General features: G+C 66.8%; 13 protein-coding genes and 1 pseudogene. 9 read left to right on the forward strand and 5 right to left on the reverse strand.

The window, feature by feature from the left end:
• A partial coding sequence (locus HZB86_05250) for a CoA transferase (protein MBI5904941.1) occupies nt 1-1,145 on the forward strand: 1,145 nt, incomplete at its 5' end.
• 29 nt (nt 1,146-1,174) lie between these two features.
• Nucleotides 1,175-2,527: a CoA transferase gene (locus tag HZB86_05255; protein MBI5904942.1), complete on the forward strand. Its 1,353-nt coding sequence runs from the start codon at nt 1,175-1,177 to the stop codon at nt 2,525-2,527.
• 10 nt (nt 2,528-2,537) lie between these two features.
• Here HZB86_05255 and HZB86_05260 read toward each other — a convergent pair whose 3' ends face one another.
• Together HZB86_05260 and moaA are read right to left on the reverse strand one after the other, a co-directional pair.
• The gene (locus HZB86_05260) at nt 2,538-3,839 is read right to left on the reverse strand and encodes a radical SAM/SPASM family putative metalloenzyme maturase (protein ID MBI5904943.1); all 1,302 of its coding nucleotides are present in this window, start codon (nt 3,837-3,839) and stop codon (nt 2,538-2,540) included.
• Nucleotides 3,840-3,843: 4 nt separating this feature from the next.
• Nucleotides 3,844-4,821, reverse strand: coding sequence for a GTP 3',8-cyclase MoaA (gene moaA, locus HZB86_05265; GenBank protein MBI5904944.1), 978 nt, complete (start codon nt 4,819-4,821; stop codon nt 3,844-3,846).
• 499 nt (nt 4,822-5,320) lie between these two features.
• Between moaA and HZB86_05270 the strand changes: the two genes are divergently transcribed.
• From HZB86_05270 to HZB86_05290, 5 genes are all read left to right on the forward strand, one after another.
• Nucleotides 5,321-7,057, forward strand: a complete 1,737-nt coding sequence (locus HZB86_05270) for an aldehyde ferredoxin oxidoreductase (GenBank protein MBI5904945.1) — start codon at nt 5,321-5,323, stop codon at nt 7,055-7,057.
• Nucleotides 7,058-7,299: 242 nt separating this feature from the next.
• Complete coding sequence (locus HZB86_05275) at nt 7,300-7,524, forward strand: MoaD/ThiS family protein (GenBank protein MBI5904946.1); 225 nt, start codon at nt 7,300-7,302, stop codon at nt 7,522-7,524.
• A gap of 78 nt (nt 7,525-7,602) precedes the next feature.
• A complete protein-coding gene (locus tag HZB86_05280; GenBank protein MBI5904947.1) occupies nt 7,603-8,868 on the forward strand; it encodes a porin in 1,266 nt (421 codons plus the stop codon).
• 157 nt (nt 8,869-9,025) lie between these two features.
• Nucleotides 9,026-9,793, forward strand: coding sequence for a TOBE domain-containing protein (locus HZB86_05285; GenBank protein MBI5904948.1), 768 nt, complete (start codon nt 9,026-9,028; stop codon nt 9,791-9,793).
• Nucleotides 9,794-9,828: 35 nt separating this feature from the next.
• Entirely contained in the window at nt 9,829-11,145 is a 1,317-nt protein-coding gene (locus tag HZB86_05290) for a molybdopterin molybdotransferase MoeA (GenBank protein MBI5904949.1), read from the forward strand.
• Between the two features lie 26 nt (nt 11,146-11,171).
• Here the strand turns inward: HZB86_05290 and HZB86_05295 are convergent, their stop codons facing one another.
• Both HZB86_05295 and HZB86_05300 read right to left on the reverse strand, forming a co-directional pair.
• Nucleotides 11,172-11,495, reverse strand: coding sequence for a DUF779 domain-containing protein (locus tag HZB86_05295; GenBank protein ID MBI5904950.1), 324 nt, complete (start codon nt 11,493-11,495; stop codon nt 11,172-11,174).
• Between the two features lie 19 nt (nt 11,496-11,514).
• Entirely contained in the window at nt 11,515-13,038 is a 1,524-nt protein-coding gene (locus tag HZB86_05300) for an aldehyde dehydrogenase family protein (GenBank protein ID MBI5904951.1), read from the reverse strand.
• Nucleotides 13,039-13,333: 295 nt separating this feature from the next.
• Here HZB86_05300 and HZB86_05305 point away from each other — a divergent pair, with 295 nt between their 5' ends.
• Nucleotides 13,334-13,795 (forward strand): MOSC domain-containing protein, encoded by a 462-nt coding sequence (locus HZB86_05305; protein ID MBI5904952.1) that lies wholly within the window; start codon nt 13,334-13,336, stop codon nt 13,793-13,795.
• A 17-nt stretch (nt 13,796-13,812) separates the two neighbouring features.
• Nucleotides 13,813-14,360: pseudogene (locus tag HZB86_05310) on the forward strand (cyclic pyranopterin monophosphate synthase MoaC).
• Nucleotides 14,361-14,367: 7 nt separating this feature from the next.
• Here the strand turns inward: HZB86_05310 and HZB86_05315 are convergent.
• Nucleotides 14,368-14,777, reverse strand: a 410-nt coding sequence (locus HZB86_05315; GenBank protein MBI5904953.1) for an aldehyde dehydrogenase family protein, incomplete at its 5' end; no start/stop codon positions are given.

Below are 14,777 nucleotides of genomic sequence, written 5' to 3' on the forward strand. Positions count from 1 at the left end.
ACCAGATGCGGTTCGTCACCCCCTACGCGTTCTTCTGGAACGGGATGTCCCCCGGGCTGGAGATCGAGAACCACAACAAGTACTGGGTCGGGATGCACGTCGGGAACCCCCGCGCCCGGGAGCTGTTCCTCGAGCTGGTCAAGAAGGCCGACGTGGTCGTCGACAACCTGACCCCGGGCCGGATGGCGAAGTGGGGGCTCGATTACAGGAACCTCAAGGAGGTCAATCCCGGGATCATCCACCTCCACGTGTCCGGGTACGGAAGCTGGGGGCCGTGGACCGGCAGGACCTCCTACGACGCGGTGGCGCAGAGCATGGGCGCGCTCGCGACGATCACCGGTTTCGAGGAGCGGGGACCGATCAAGTCGGGGGTGTGGATCGCCGACTGGGTCACGGGCCTCATGTGCGCCAACGCCATCCTGTCGGCCCTGAACTACCGCGAGCGGACCGGGGAGGGGCAGTTCATCGACTACCTCCAGGTGGAAAACGTCATCCGCCTGCTCGACTGGACGTGGCTCTACTCGTTCAAGACCGGCGAGAACCGGAAGCGGGCGGGAAACCGGGACCTGGCGATCTGCCCGTCCGGCCTCTTCGACTGCTCCGACGGGCGGGTCGCGGTGGCCGCGTTCGGCGAAGGGGAGTTCCGGGGGTTGTGCCTCGCCATGGGCCGGACGGACCTGCTCGAGCAGTACTCCGATCCGCTGGTTCGCCTTTCGGAGGGAAACGCCCGGGAGCTGCTCGGGATCGTGGCCGACTGGACCGGCAGGCATCGCGTGGAGGAGGTGGAGGAGCTCGGCTGCCGTCACGGCTTCGCCGCGTCCCGGGTGCTCGAGGCGAAGGACGTGTACCACAGCGACCATTTCCGGGGACGGGGCGCCGTACAGGAGTACGACGATCCCCTCTACGGGACCATGGTGCAGCAGTGCTACCCGCCGGTCATGGGCGGTACGCCGGGCCGGCTCAAGTGGAGCTGCCGCCCGCTGGGATTCGACAACGGGTACGTGCTGAAGAGGTTCCTCGGCCGGACGGACGAGGAGGTCCGGAAGCTCGAGGAGCAGGGCGTGGTTTTCCGGTGGAATCCGAACGTCCCGTCGCAATGCCCGCCGCCCGGCTGGGACGGTGTGCGCGGGATGAAGCTCGCCTGACGCGGCGGAGGGGAGGGACCGAAGGGAAAATGGACGACGCGAAGATCACGGGTCTCTCCTCCAACCCGGAATACGCGAAGTGGTCGCACCGGGAGACGAATCCGGAGGAGATCCGCCGGAAGCCGGAAGCGCTCGACGACACGCTCGTGCTGGACGCAAGCCACGGCAGCTTCGCGGGGCTGTTCGCCTCCTCCCTGCTCGCGGAGATGGGGGCGGAGGTGATCCGCGTCGAGCCGCCCGGGGGGGATATCGCGCGGAAGATGACCCCGTACGGGATGATGATCGGGGACGCGGGGCTCGGGTACATCACGGAGGGACGGAACAAGTTCCACGTCACCCTCGACATCGCCTCGGAGGAGGGGAAGGGGATCTTCCGGCGGCTCGCCGGGAAGGCCGCGGTCCTGATCCACACCTTCGGCCCGGGACGGATGGAGGGGCTCGGACTGGGGTACGCCGAACTTCGCGACGTCAACCCGGGGCTGGTCTACGCGGCGATCCACACCTACGGGCAATCCGGCGCCGACGCGGAGAAGTACGCCGGCCAGCCGGGGTACGACATCGTCGACCAGGCCCGGGGCGTGATCATGTCGGTCACGGGCGAACCGGACCTCGATCCCGACGTTCCCGAATCGTTCAAGAGGCCGTTGAAGCAGGGAAACTGGATGGGCTGGTACGCCGGAGGCGCGTGGGCGGCGTTCGGCATCCAGATGGCGCTGTTCCACCGGCGGAGGACCGGCGCGGGGCAGTTCATCGACGCTTCGCCCCCGGAGGGGCTGATGGCGATTTCGAACTACGTCATGCAATATTTCCACATGACGGGGAAGCAGATGCCGCGCGCGGGAAACTACGACTACGCCGTCTTCCCGTACACCTACGTGAAGTGCAGGGACGGCCACACCTTCATCTCCGGGTTCTCCGACCCCAACTGGTCGGCGCTGTGCGAAATCATGAACCGCCCCGATCTGCGGGAGAAGTTCCCCACCATCCGGGAGCGGCTGACCCCGGAGAACCAGCCGGCGATCCAGCACGAGATCGAGCGGTTCACCGTCCAGTACACCTCCGACGAGATCCAGGGGATGATCACGGAGTACGGAAAGAGGCCCGACAAGAAGGGGACGGTGGTCACCGGGCGGCTCGAGACCCCCGGGGACGTCCTGACGCGGGAGCACTGGGAGGCGAGAAGGACGTTCCTCCGGATGAACGACCCGCATTACGGGGAACTGCTCCTTCCCAACTCCACGTTCAAGTCGATGTCCGCGACCCCGGGACGGGTCAAATGGGCGTGCCGGCCGATCGGGGCCGACAACGAATTCATCTACGGGAAATACCTGGGGCTGGGGGCCGGGACGCTGGGGGGATTGAAGGAAAGAGGGATCGTCTGACGGGGAACCGTCACCGCAGGCACTGGAACACGCCCATGCACCACATGCAGCTTCCGCACTGGACGTTCCGTATGTGGCAATCCTGCTCGAACTCCTCGGTCTGGACGTAGTCGCACGGGGCGAGGCCGCAGCTTGCGCAGTACGGGTAGTCGTATTTGACCACGTCCTCGCGGAACGACCGGAAACCGGGGTCGTTCCAGATCTCGAGGATCCCCCGTTCCGCCACTTTTCCGAATACCCTCGGGTGCACCGGCTGCTTCCAGCCGTGCGCGTAGCAGGTGTAGCGGTGCCACAGGAAGTAGCACGGCGAGACCGCCCCTTCCCACGAGACGAACGCCCCCCCCTCCTCGACGAAGCTGCAATTCCGCTTCTCCTTCAGGGAGATGCCGGGGAGCCGGAGGTCGAGCCCTTCCTTCCGGGCGACTTCCGCGGCCTCGGCGAAGACGTCGGCGACCGCTTCGCCGTGTCCCCGATCCGCCGCGATCAGCTTCCTCACGTCGAGGAAGATGCCACGGGCCATCGCGTCCGCCCTCATGGCTTCGACGTACCGGAGGACCGCTTCTTCCCCGGGGGTCCGGTCGTATTTCCACCGGATCTCGAAGTACCGGCGGATGTCCGAACCTTCCCTCCGGGCCTTCTCGTCCCACTCCCGGAAGATCGCGATCGCCTGGTCGGTGTTCGGGTCGAAGGCGGCCTCCTTTCCGTGGTGCGGGTCGTACGGGAGAACGTGCGTGACGATCGCGAACGTGGCGCCCCGGGCGGCGGACCATCGAAGCGCCTCGGGGAGCTCCCGCAGGTTGCCGCGCATCACCACGTACTCCACCCCCACCTGCAGCTCCGGACGTCCGAGGGCGGCCTTCGCGGAAGCCATCGCGGAGAGCGCCCGCTCCACGCCTTCGATCTCCCCGCCGCCCCGGACCTTGCGGAACGTCTCCGGAGAGACTCCGTCGATGGAAAAGCAGATGCGGTCGAGCCCCGCGGACGCGAGGGAGGCGGCCCGGTCCGGGGTCAGGAGGAGACCGTTGGACTGGAAGCCGACCCACCCTTCCCGCGGCATCCGCTCCCGGGCCGCGCGGATCATATCCTCGAGCCGCGGATGGAGCAACGGCTCGCCGACCCCGTTCAGGACGAGCGCCTGGAGCCGCGGGAACGCGGGGGCCATCGATTCGAACAGCGGAACCGGAAGGTCGCCCTCGGGAGAGCAGCCGCCCGCGGTCTGCTTCACGCACATCGCGCAGTGCAGGTTGCACCGCGTGGTGACCTCGACGAACAGCTTGGAGGGGTGGTCGAGAAACGCGGGGGAGACGGTCACGCGGTCAACCGCCGATCCGGGACATGCCTAGGGGGCCGTTCCCCGGCTCGTCCCCGGCCAGGCGGTGCCGATCGGGTTTTTTGCGGACGATATCGAGGAGCGCACTCGTAAGCCCCGGCGCTCCCGCTTCCCGGAGCAGCGGCGCAAGGTCCGTCTCCCGGCGGGAGAACAGGCACCCTCGCGCCTTCCCGGAAGCGGTGACGCGAATCCGGTTGCAATCCCGGCAGAAGTGGCCGGAGACGGGGGTGATCACCCCGATCGTCCCGGCGGCGCCCCGGATCCTGTAGTCCTTCGCCGGGCCGGCGAGCTCTCCCCGGTCGACCTCGTCGAACGGGAACCGATTCGCGATCCGGTCGAGGATCTCGCTGCCGGGGACCACGAGGGAGCGCCAGTCCTCCTCCCCCGCGCCGGACGGCATGAATTCGATGAAGCGAACGGCGTACGGCCTGTCGAGCGTGAGCGCCGCGAAGTCGACCACTTCGTGGTCGTTGACGCCCCGCATCACCACCATGTTCAGTTTGACCGGGAACCCGGCGCTCTCCGCCGCCCGGATCCCGGCGAGGACCCGGTCCATGTCCCCCCGGCGGGTGATCCGCTCGAAATTCCCGGGGTCGAGGGAGTCGATGCTGATGTTGATCCGCTGGACTCCCGCGCTCCTCAGCGGTTTCGCCATCTCCTCGAGCAGGAGTCCGTTGGTGGTGAGGACGAGCTGCCGCAGGCCGGGGATTTCCGCCAACCGGGAGAGGAAGCCGAGGATCCCCTTCCGGATCAGCGGCTCGCCGCCCGTCACCCGGATCTTCTCGATCCCGAGGGAAACCGCGGTCCGCGCGACGAGGAACAGCTCCTCGTAGCTCAAGATTTCCCCGTGCGGCAGCAACGGGATCCCTTCCGCCGGCATGCAGTACCGGCACCGCAGGTTGCACCGGTCGGTGACGGAAAGCCGAAGGTAGTTGATCTTCCGGCCGTAGGCGTCGATCATCATCCATACATTATGCACCAACCGTACCGGGAGTTTCCCGATTCCCGAAGAGGAACCCCGCGGTGGAACGGCTCCCCGGTTGCCTCCAGGGCAGGCGCAATTCGGGAAAAAACAGAACGGGGTTTCCCGGACATGGGATCGCCGGTCCAGGAATGACCCGGAGGCGTCCCACATGATTGCAATAATGGGACGAAGGCGCGTTCTTCCGTTCCATCGAATCAGGGGAAGCGGCCGGCGGATCCGCGGCATAACCGTTATTACGGGTTATATATAACGAGTTCGCGGGAAGCGCGTATCTTCCTTCGGTGGCACGGCATCTTCCATCTCGCGAGCAAAATAAAACGACAGGAGCCGTTGGAGCGGCCACCCGCCCCGGCGGCCGAAAGGAACGAGGCGCTGGTGCGGTCGCGGGTCCCAGCCATCGGCACAGGAATTGCTGCCCTGATCAGGGGGTTTTGCAACGTTTAAAGATTCCATAACGTCCGGATGAAGGAGAGCGCACATGGACAAGATACTCAGGGTCGACATGGGGGCGGAAGGAGGTCCGAAGACCAGGATCGAGCCGGTCGGGGAGTTCGCCGGGCTCGGCGGTAGGGCGATGACCACCGCGATCGTGTCCAGGGAAGTCCACCCCCTATGCCACCCGCTGGGCGCCGAGAACAAGCTCGTCATCGCCCCCGGCTCCCTGAGCGGCACGGCGGCGTCCATGAGCGGGCGGATTTCGGTGGGGTGCAAGAGCCCCCTGACGGGCGGCATCAAGGAATCGAACGCGGGGGGGCAGGCCGCGCAGGTGCTGGCGAGGCTCGGGTACGCCGCGATCGTGCTGGAGGGCAAGCCGGAAGGCGACGACCTCTACAAGATCTTCATCAACAAGGACGGGGTCCAGGTTTCCGTCGACAACAGCCTGAAGAATCTCAACAACTATCCGCTGGTCGAGAAGCTCCAGGGGCAGTACGGCGAACGCGCGGCGTTCATGACCATCGGCATCGCGGGGGAGATGAAGCTGCTGGCGGCGTCCATCGCCTGCACCGATCCGGAGAAGCGGCCGACCCGCCACTGCGGGCGCGGCGGAACCGGCGCCGTCATGGGGGCGAAGCGGGTCAAGGCGATCATCCTGGACGACGCGGGACTCAAGATGCGTCCGCCCAAGGACCCGGAGAAGTTCCGCGACGCGAACCGCCGGTTCGTCGAAGGGCTGCGGAAGCACCCCATCACGGGCGAGGGGCTCCCCGCCTACGGCACGAACGTCCTGACCAACGTCCTGAACGAGGCGGGCGCCTACCCCACGAACAACTTCCGGACGGGGCGTTTCGGGGGCGCCGCCCGGATCGCCGGGGAGGTCCAGGCGGAGCTCGAGGTGAAGCGCGGAGGTTCCGCCACCCACGGCTGCCACCGCGGCTGCGTGATCCAGTGCTCCGGGATCTACCACGACAAGGACGGCAACTACGTCACGAAGCAGCCGGAGTACGAGACGGTCTGGGCCCACGGCGGGAATTGCGGGATCGACGACCTGGACGTCATCGCCCGGCTCGATTACCTGGACGACAACTTCGGCGTGGACACGATGGACACGGGCGCGGCCGTCGGCGTCGCGATGGAAGCGGGCCTGATCCCCTTCGGGGACGGTCCCGGAGCAATCCGGCTGGTGGAGGAGATCGGGAAGGGAACGCCGCTGGGAAGGATCCTGGGTTGCGGCGCCGCGGTCACCGGCAAGGTATTCGGCGTCGAGCGGGTCCCCGTGTGCAAGGGGCAGGCGATGGCGGCGTACGACCCGCGGTCGGTCATGGGAATCGGCGTCACGTACGCGACGAGCACCCAGGGCGCCGACCACACGGCGGGATATTCCGTGGGGCCGAACATCCTGAAGTCCGGCGGGAACCTGGATCCGTTAAACCCGGAGGGACAGGTCGAGATGTCCCGGAACCTGCAGATCGCCACCGCGGCGGTGGACTCGACCGGGATGTGCCTGTTCATCGCGTTCCCGCTGCTGGACCAGCCCGACACCTTCCAGGCGCTCCTGGACATGATCGGGGCCTTCCACGGAGTACCCGTTACGGGAGACGACGTGACGGCGCTCGGGAAGAGCATCCTGAAGATGGAGCGGGACTTCAACACGCGCGCGGGATTTTCGAAGGCCGACGACCGGCTGCCGCGATTCTTCCTGCAGGAGCCGATCCCGCCCCACAACGTCACGTTCACGGTGAAGGACGAGGATCTGGACAACGTGTTCAACTGGTGACAGCGAAGCCGCGGAGCGGAAGGGCGGGTGTCGGGCGCCTCCGGGATCCAGCCTTCGGCTTCGCCGCCTCGGAGGGGGACTCCGTTCGTGGCTCGCCGTGCGGTGAACCCGCCCGGCTGCGCTTTACCTCACTTCGCCCCCCTCCTGCGGCGACTCCGCCGGACCCTCCTGTTGCGTGCGCCTTCCCTGCTGTCTCCCAATACGTTACCGTACTTATGAATTGAAACACTCAGGGAGGCGGGATGCAGGTTACCGTGAAGCTGTTCGCGACGTTCCGGAAGGGGCGGTTCGACGTGGAGGTCCGGGAGGTCCCCCCCGGGACGACCGTCTCGCGGATCGTCGAGGAAGCGAAGCTTCCCGAGAAGGAGATCGGGATCGTCCTGGTGAACAGCCGGCACGCCGACCTTGCGAAGGCGCTGGCCGACGGGGACACCCTGGCCATCTTTCCGCTGGTCGGGGGGGGGTAGCCCGGCGGTTTTTTTTGCCAATCGTTATATAGTATGCTACATAACGATTCCGAAAAAATCGAAGGGGAGGAAGATGCCATGAAGCGGCTCGTGTTCGCGTCCGGGATCCTTGCATTTCTGCTGATGTGCCAAACGGGGTGGACCAGGACCCTCGAGGAGGTCCTGAAGGAGAAGGGAGTGATCACCGAGGCGGATTTCAAGGAGGTCGCGGGATCGAAGCCCGTGGCGTACCAACCCGGGAAAGGGTTCACGTTCACCTCGCCCGACGGGAAGTTCCAGCTCTCCCTCGCCGGGAGGGGGCAGTTCCATTACCAGTACGTGGACAAGGACGATGTGAACGGCCCGTTGGCGGAAACCAGCCTGTGGAGGATCCGTCGCTTCAAGGTGTCCATGGGCGGCTACGCGTTCACCCGGGACCTCACGTATCGCGTCCAGATGGACCTCGCGAAGTCGGGGACGGCGCAGATGCTGGACGACGCATGGATCAACTACCGGTTCGGCGACGCGGCGCAGCTCCAGGCCGGACAGTTCAAGATGCCGTTCTCCCGGCAGGAGCTCACCTCCGACGGCGCGCTGCAGTTCGTGGACCGGGCCAACGCGGTGGACGTCTTCAAGCCCAGCTACGACGTCGGGGCGATGGTGCAGGGGAAAGTCGCGGGCGGACGGCTCGCCTGGAACGCCGGGCTCTTCAACGGCACCGGCCAGAGCGGGACGCGCACGACCAACAGCGGCGCGTGGGCCGCGCGCCTCGTCTTCAATCCCTTCGGGGAGGTGCGGTACAGCGAGCCGGACCTGGAGAGCACCCCGAAACCGCTCCTTTCCGCCGGGGCCGGCTACTTCGCGAACACGCTGAAGCGGAACGGAAACGCGACGTTCCTGGACACCAGCACCACGGTTCCCGCGTACTCCGGGACCAGCGGGTGGCTCGGGAAGGCGGCCAAGGACACGACGATCTTCGACAACACGGAGCGGGTCGACGTCGAAACGTACGGGTTCGACGCCGCGTTCCGGTGGAGGGGACTCTCCGCGCAGGGCGAATATTTTGGGGGGAAGGGCGAAGGGCGGAACCAGGGCAGGACGGTGCACTCGCGGGGCTATTACGGACAGGCGGGGTACTTCCTCCTGCCGAAGAAGCTCGAGGTGGCGGCCCGGTATTCGAGCGTGGATCCGAACCGGGACAGGCTCCGGGACATGCAGATCGAAGTCACCGGCGCGGTGTCGTACTACTTCGAAGGGCACAACCTGAAGATCCAGGGCGACTATACAAACATCCACATCCAGGTCGCCGGGAAGCAGGCCACGGACGACAAGCAGATTCGGGTGCAGGCGCAGCTCGCCTTCTGAGCGACATCGCCGTTCACCGGGAATGGCGTGCTCATGTAAAATACGGTCTGGGAGGAAGACAACCATCAGGAAGGCCGAAGGAAAACGCGCACCGGGCGGAAGCCGCCCTCCGGCCCGCGGGGGGAGTAGAGCCGTGTCGATCACGGCGACCCTCGCCATGCGGCGCGCCGACCGGATGCTGGTCGGGGGGGACCGGGTCGGACTGCTGGAAGCGATCGACCGGTGCGGGTCGATCAGCGCGGCGGCCCGGGAGGTCGGGATCAGCTACAAGACCGCATGGGACTCCGTCGACGCGATGAACAACGCCGCGGAGAGACCGCTGGTCCACCGGTCGGTCGGCGGCGTCGGCGGCGGTGGTACAATACTCACGGTTGCGGGGAAGGAGACTGTCCGGCTGTACCGCGTCCTGCAGGACGAGCATCAAAGGTTCATCGGGCGCCTCGAAGGGCGCCTCGGGGACGTGGGGCACCTTTACTCCCTGCTTCGGAGGGTTGCCATGCGGGTCAGCGCGAGGAACGTGTTCCTGGGAAAGGTGAAGGAGGTCCGCAAGGGGGCCGTCAGCACAGAGGTCACCATCGGGTTGAAGGGTGGGGAGACCCTCTGCTCGGTCGTCACGAACGAGAGCGCGAAGACGCTGGGCCTGGCGCCCGGGGTCGAGGCGTACGCCTTCTTCAAGGCGAGCGCCGTGATCCTCGGGAAGGACCTCCATGCCGCGAAGGTCAGCGCGCGGAATCTCCTGTGCGGAACGGTCGGCCGGATCGTGCATGGGCCGGTGAACGCCGAGGTGACGGTGTCCCTGGAAGGCGGGAGCGTGCTCACGGCGATCGTGACCGAGGAGAGCGCGAAATCCCTTGCGCTTGCGACCGGCGACCACGTCTGCTCGCTCGTCAAGGCATCCAGCGTGATCCTCGGCCTCGACGCATGACAGCCCCCGCGATCTGACCGCAACGGGTTTCCGACTTGCCGACCTACGAGGAAGCGAGGAGGATCGTGCTCGAGAGCGTTCGGCCGGTCGGCGTCGAGCGGATCGAGACCGGGCGCGCGCTGGGCAGGACCCTCGCGGAATCCGTCGCCGCTCCGTGGCCCCTCCCGTTCTGCGACAACTCCGCCATGGACGGTTTCGCGGTCCGGGCGGACGATTGCCGTGGCCCGGCGCGCCTTTTGGTCACCGGGTACGTGCCTGCCGGTGGAACCGCATCGGCCGGCGTCGCGCCCGGGTGCGCCGTCAAGATCATGACCGGCGCCCCGATCCCCCCCGGCTGCGACGCGGTGGTCCCCTTCGAGGAGACGGAGGCCGCGGACGGCCATGTCGTCGTGAAGGGACCGGTGACCGTCCGCCAGCACATACGGTTCCGCGTGGAGGACGTGAGGGAGGGGGCCGTGATCCTTCCGGAAGGGACGCCGCTCCGCCCGCCGGAGATCAGCATGCTGGCCTCCCTCGGGAAGGCGTTCGTCCCGGTCTACCGGAAGGTCCGCGTGGCGGTGCTGTCCACCGGCGACGAGCTGATCGAGCTCGGCGAGGCGCCGTCGCCGGGCGCGATCATCAACAGCAACAGCCTGGCGGTCGCCGCCGCCGTCCGGGAAGCGGGCGCGGTCCCGGTCCTCCTGGGCATCGCGCGCGACGAAGCGGCGAGCCACGCGGAGAAGATCTCCGAAGGACTGACGGCGGACGCCCTGGTCACCACCGCGGGAGTGTCGGCGGGAGACCGGGACCTGGTGCGGGACGCGCTGGCGCGGATGGGCGTCGAGTCCCGCTTCTGGAAGGTCGGCATCAAGCCGGGCGGCCCGACCGCGTTCGGCATGAAGGACGGCAGGCCGGTCTTCTCCCTCCCGGGGAACCCGGTGTCCGCGCTGATCACGTTCGAGGTGTTCGTCCGCCCCGCGCTTCTCCGGATGATGGGCCGGAAGACGGTGGTGCGGCCGCTGGTCAAGGCGACCCTCACCGGACCGGTGCGGAAGAAAGCGGGGAAGGTGAACTTCCTGCGGGTCGCGATCGAGGTCCGGGACGGCGAATATTTCGCTTCTTCCGCGGGAGACCAGAACACCGGGATCCTCCGGACGATGGTCCGGGCCGACGCGATCGCGGTCCTTCCGGCCGACACGACCTCCTTCGCCGCGGGCGAGAAGGTGGACGTCCAATATTTCGCTTCTTCCGCGGGAGACCAGAACACCGGGATCCTCCGGACGATGGTCCGGGCCGACGCGATCGCGGTCCTTCCGGCCGACACGACCTCCTTCGCCGCGGGCGAGAAGGTGGACGTCCACCTCCTGACATAGGCGTCGTTTCGCCCCGTCTCCCCCACCTACCCAGGAAGGGGCCGAAGCGTGAGGCGGACGCCGCGCGGGATCTCCAGCGAGAAGCTGCCCGCCCCCCGCCCGTCCGTCACGTCGATGACCGAGGGAGTGGCGGACACCAAGGGGTACATCTCCGCGGCGGCGTACACCTGGATCCCGTCCGCCTCCCCCAGAAGCCGGTCTCCTTGCCCAACGCGGAAGTTCTTCATCAGGATGGGGGCGGTGTTCTCGCAGCAGCCGCCCCCGACGAGGATCACGAGCGTATCCGACGGGTGTTCGCCGCGGATCTCCGCCAGGAGCCCCCGCGCCCTTTCCGAGAAGCGAAGATCCACGGTCGACTCCCCCCCGTTCCTAATAGAGGCCGAGCGGCTTGCCCGCCGTCGATACGAAGACGCTCTTCGTCTGGGTATAGTATTGCAGCGTTTCGAAGGCGCACTCCCTGCCGAAACCGCTTTTCTTGTAGCCGCCGAACGGAGCCCCGGCGGACAGGCTGTTGTAGTTGTTGATCCAGACGGTCCCCGACTGCAGCGCCCTGGCGGTCCGGACCGCCAGGGGAAGATTCTCCGTCCAGAGCCCGGAGGCGAGTCCGTAGGCCGTATCGTTGGCCTCGGCGATCATGTCGTCGTAGCTGTCCCACCGGATTACGGAAACCACTGGGCCGAAGATCTCCTCCCGGGCGATCCGCATCCGGTTGTGGACGCCTCCGAAGATCGTCGGTTCGACGAAGAATCCCCTGGAGAGGGACGGGTCGGAAGGCCGCGCCCCGCCGCACAGGACGGTCGCGCCTTCCTTCTTGCCGATCTCCACGTACGAGAGGACCTTCTCCATCTGCTCGCGGGAGACGATCGCCCCCAGCTGGGTGTCCTCCTTCATCGGGTCGCCGATCTTGATCCCCCTGGCCTTGGCGACCAGCTTCGGGACGAACGTGTCGTAGATGGCGTCGTGCACGAAGAGCCGGGACCCGGCGGTGCAGACTTCCCCCTGGTTGAAGAATACCCCGATCAGGACCCCCTCGACCGCCTGCTCCACGTTCGCGTCGGGGAAGATGATGTGCGGGCTCTTCCCGCCGAGCTCCATGGTGGCGGGGACGATGTTCTCCGACGCGTACTGCAGGATCAGGCGACCCGTCGTGGTCTCTCCCGTGAAGGACACCTTCCGGATCCCGGGGTGGCTCGCCAGGGGGGCTCCCGCCTCGGGCCCGTAGCCGGTGACCACGTTCAAGACTCCTGGCGGAAGGACGTCGCGCAGGTCGTTGGCGAGTTCGAGCAGCGAGAGGGGCGTCTGTTCCGCCGGCTTCATCACCACCGTGTTCCCGGCCGCCAGGGAAGGCGCGAGCTTCCACGCCGCGAGCAGGAGGGGGAAATTCCAGGGGAGGATGTGCCCGACCGCGCCGAGCGGCTCCCGGAGGGTGAAGTGCATCATCTCCTGGTCGATGGACTGGGTAAGGCCCTGGATGTTCCGCAGCACGCCGGCGAAATACCGGTAATGGTCGATCGCCAGCGGGACGTCGATGTTCGCCGATTCGCGGATCGGTTTCCCGACGTTCATGGTCTCGAGCTCGGCGTAGTCGCGGGCCCGCTTCCGGATCCGTTCGGCGATTTCCAGCAGGATCCCCTGGCGCTCGACGGCGGAGGTCTTCCCCCAGGTGACGAACGCTTTTCCCGCCGCGGCCACCGCCGCGTCGACGTCCGCTGCGTTTCCCGCCTGCACGCTGGTCAGAAGTTCACCCGTCGCCGGGTTAAGGACCGGGATGGTTTTTCCGGAACCGGATCTCCTCCAGGTTCCGCCGATGAAATGCTCGTATTCATTCTTTACGGAAGCCGACATGGGATCCCTCCTCGAGGTAAATGATGAATACCGAAACGCAATATACATGCCTATATAACGGTGTTTCCCAGCGCGTCATCAGTCGACCGCATCTGTTTGAAGAATTAGATGTATTTCCTTATCGGAAGTTGTTCTGCGCATAAAAACGGACGGTTGCGGATCTCTCCCGAGGCGCATCCGTGGGACGAAATTCCGATTATTGGGATGCGGCGCCCGCGTCCGAACCCGTGCGGTTGCCGGGCTCCCGTGAGATAATCCTTGACCTGCGCGCCGTGCGAGGTGGGCCGGGAATCGCGCACGGAGGGACGGGGAGGGATTTCGTGGGGTCGGTCGGAGGAGCGCGGTGACGGGTCGGGCGGAAGAGGGCGGATCGGTCGCGCGGGTCGCCGCGGTCTGCGTGAGCGAGCGGAAAGGGGAGCGGAAGAAGCCGGTCCCGTCGGTCGCGCTGGTCGCGGACCACGGGGTGCTGGGGGATGCGCACGCCGGAGACGGCCACCGCCAGGTGAGCCTGCTGGCGGCCGAGAGCATCGAGAAGATGCGGAACAAGGGATTGTCCGTTTCGGCCGGCGACTTCGCGGAGAACGTGACCACCGAGGGGATCCCGCTGACGGAGCTCCCGGTGGGATCGCGGTTCCGCATCGGGGAGGCGGTCCTCGAGGTGACGCAGATCGGGAAGGAGTGCCACACCCGGTGCGCCATCTACCACCAGGCGGGCGACTGCGTGATGCCGCGGGAGGGGATCTTCGCCCGGGTCGTCCGCCCCGGCAAGGTGTCCCCCGGCGACGTCATCGAGCGGATTCCCTGACGGGGAGGAGGTGCGGGTTGCCGTTCAATCATTTCGACGAGGGCGGACGCGCGGTGATGGTGGACGTGGGAGCGAAGGAGCCGACCCGCCGCACGGCGGTAGCGTGCGCGACGGTCTTCATGAAAAAGGAGACGGTCGGGGCGATCGCGTCCGGCGGAGTGAAGAAGGGCGACGTCCTCGGGATCGCGCGGATCGCCGGAATCGCCGCGGCGAAGCGGACGCCCGACCTGATCCCGCTCTCCCACCCGGTAGCCCTCACCCGGGCGTCGGTCGATTTCGAGGTGGACGGCGAGCGGGGGACGATCGTCGTCCGCAGCACGGTTACACCCGGGCGTCGGTCGATTTCGAGGTGGACGGCGAGCGGGGGACGATCGTCGTCCGCAGCACGGTTACGGCGTTCGACCGCACCGGCGTGGAGATGGAGGCGATGGTCTCGGCGTCGGTCGCGGCGCTCACGATCTACGACATGTGCAAGGGCGCGGACCGCGGGATCTCGATCGGAGAGGTGGTCCTCCTCTCGAAGGAGGGAGGCAGGAGCGGGACGTACCGGAGGGAATCCCGCTGATGCGCGGTCACCGCCCGCCGGGTTTCTTTTCGGATGTGTTGATGTAGACGCTCTTGGTTTGAGTGTAGTGGGATAATGTTTCGAAGGCTGTCTCCCGGCCGAAGCCGCTCTCCTTGTAGCCGCCGAACGGGCCTCCCGCGCCCACGTACCCGTACATGTTGACCCAGACGGTCCCCGCCTGCAGCGCGTTCGCCACGCGGACCGCGGCGGAGAGGTCCCGGGTCCAGACTCCGGCCGCCAGGCCGTACGCCACGCCGTTGGCCTCCGCGACCATCGCGTCGACTTCGCTCCACGGGATGACGGAGAGGACGGGGCCGAAGATCTCCTCCTGGGCGATCCGCATCGTGTTGCGGACGCCGTCGAAAACGGCAGGGGTTACAAAGTAACCTTTCGACAGCGAGGGGTCCTCGGATTTCT

This window comes from Deltaproteobacteria bacterium (genome assembly GCA_016234845.1).
GTDB lineage: Bacteria > Desulfobacterota > Deferrimicrobia > Deferrimicrobiales > Deferrimicrobiaceae > JACRNP01.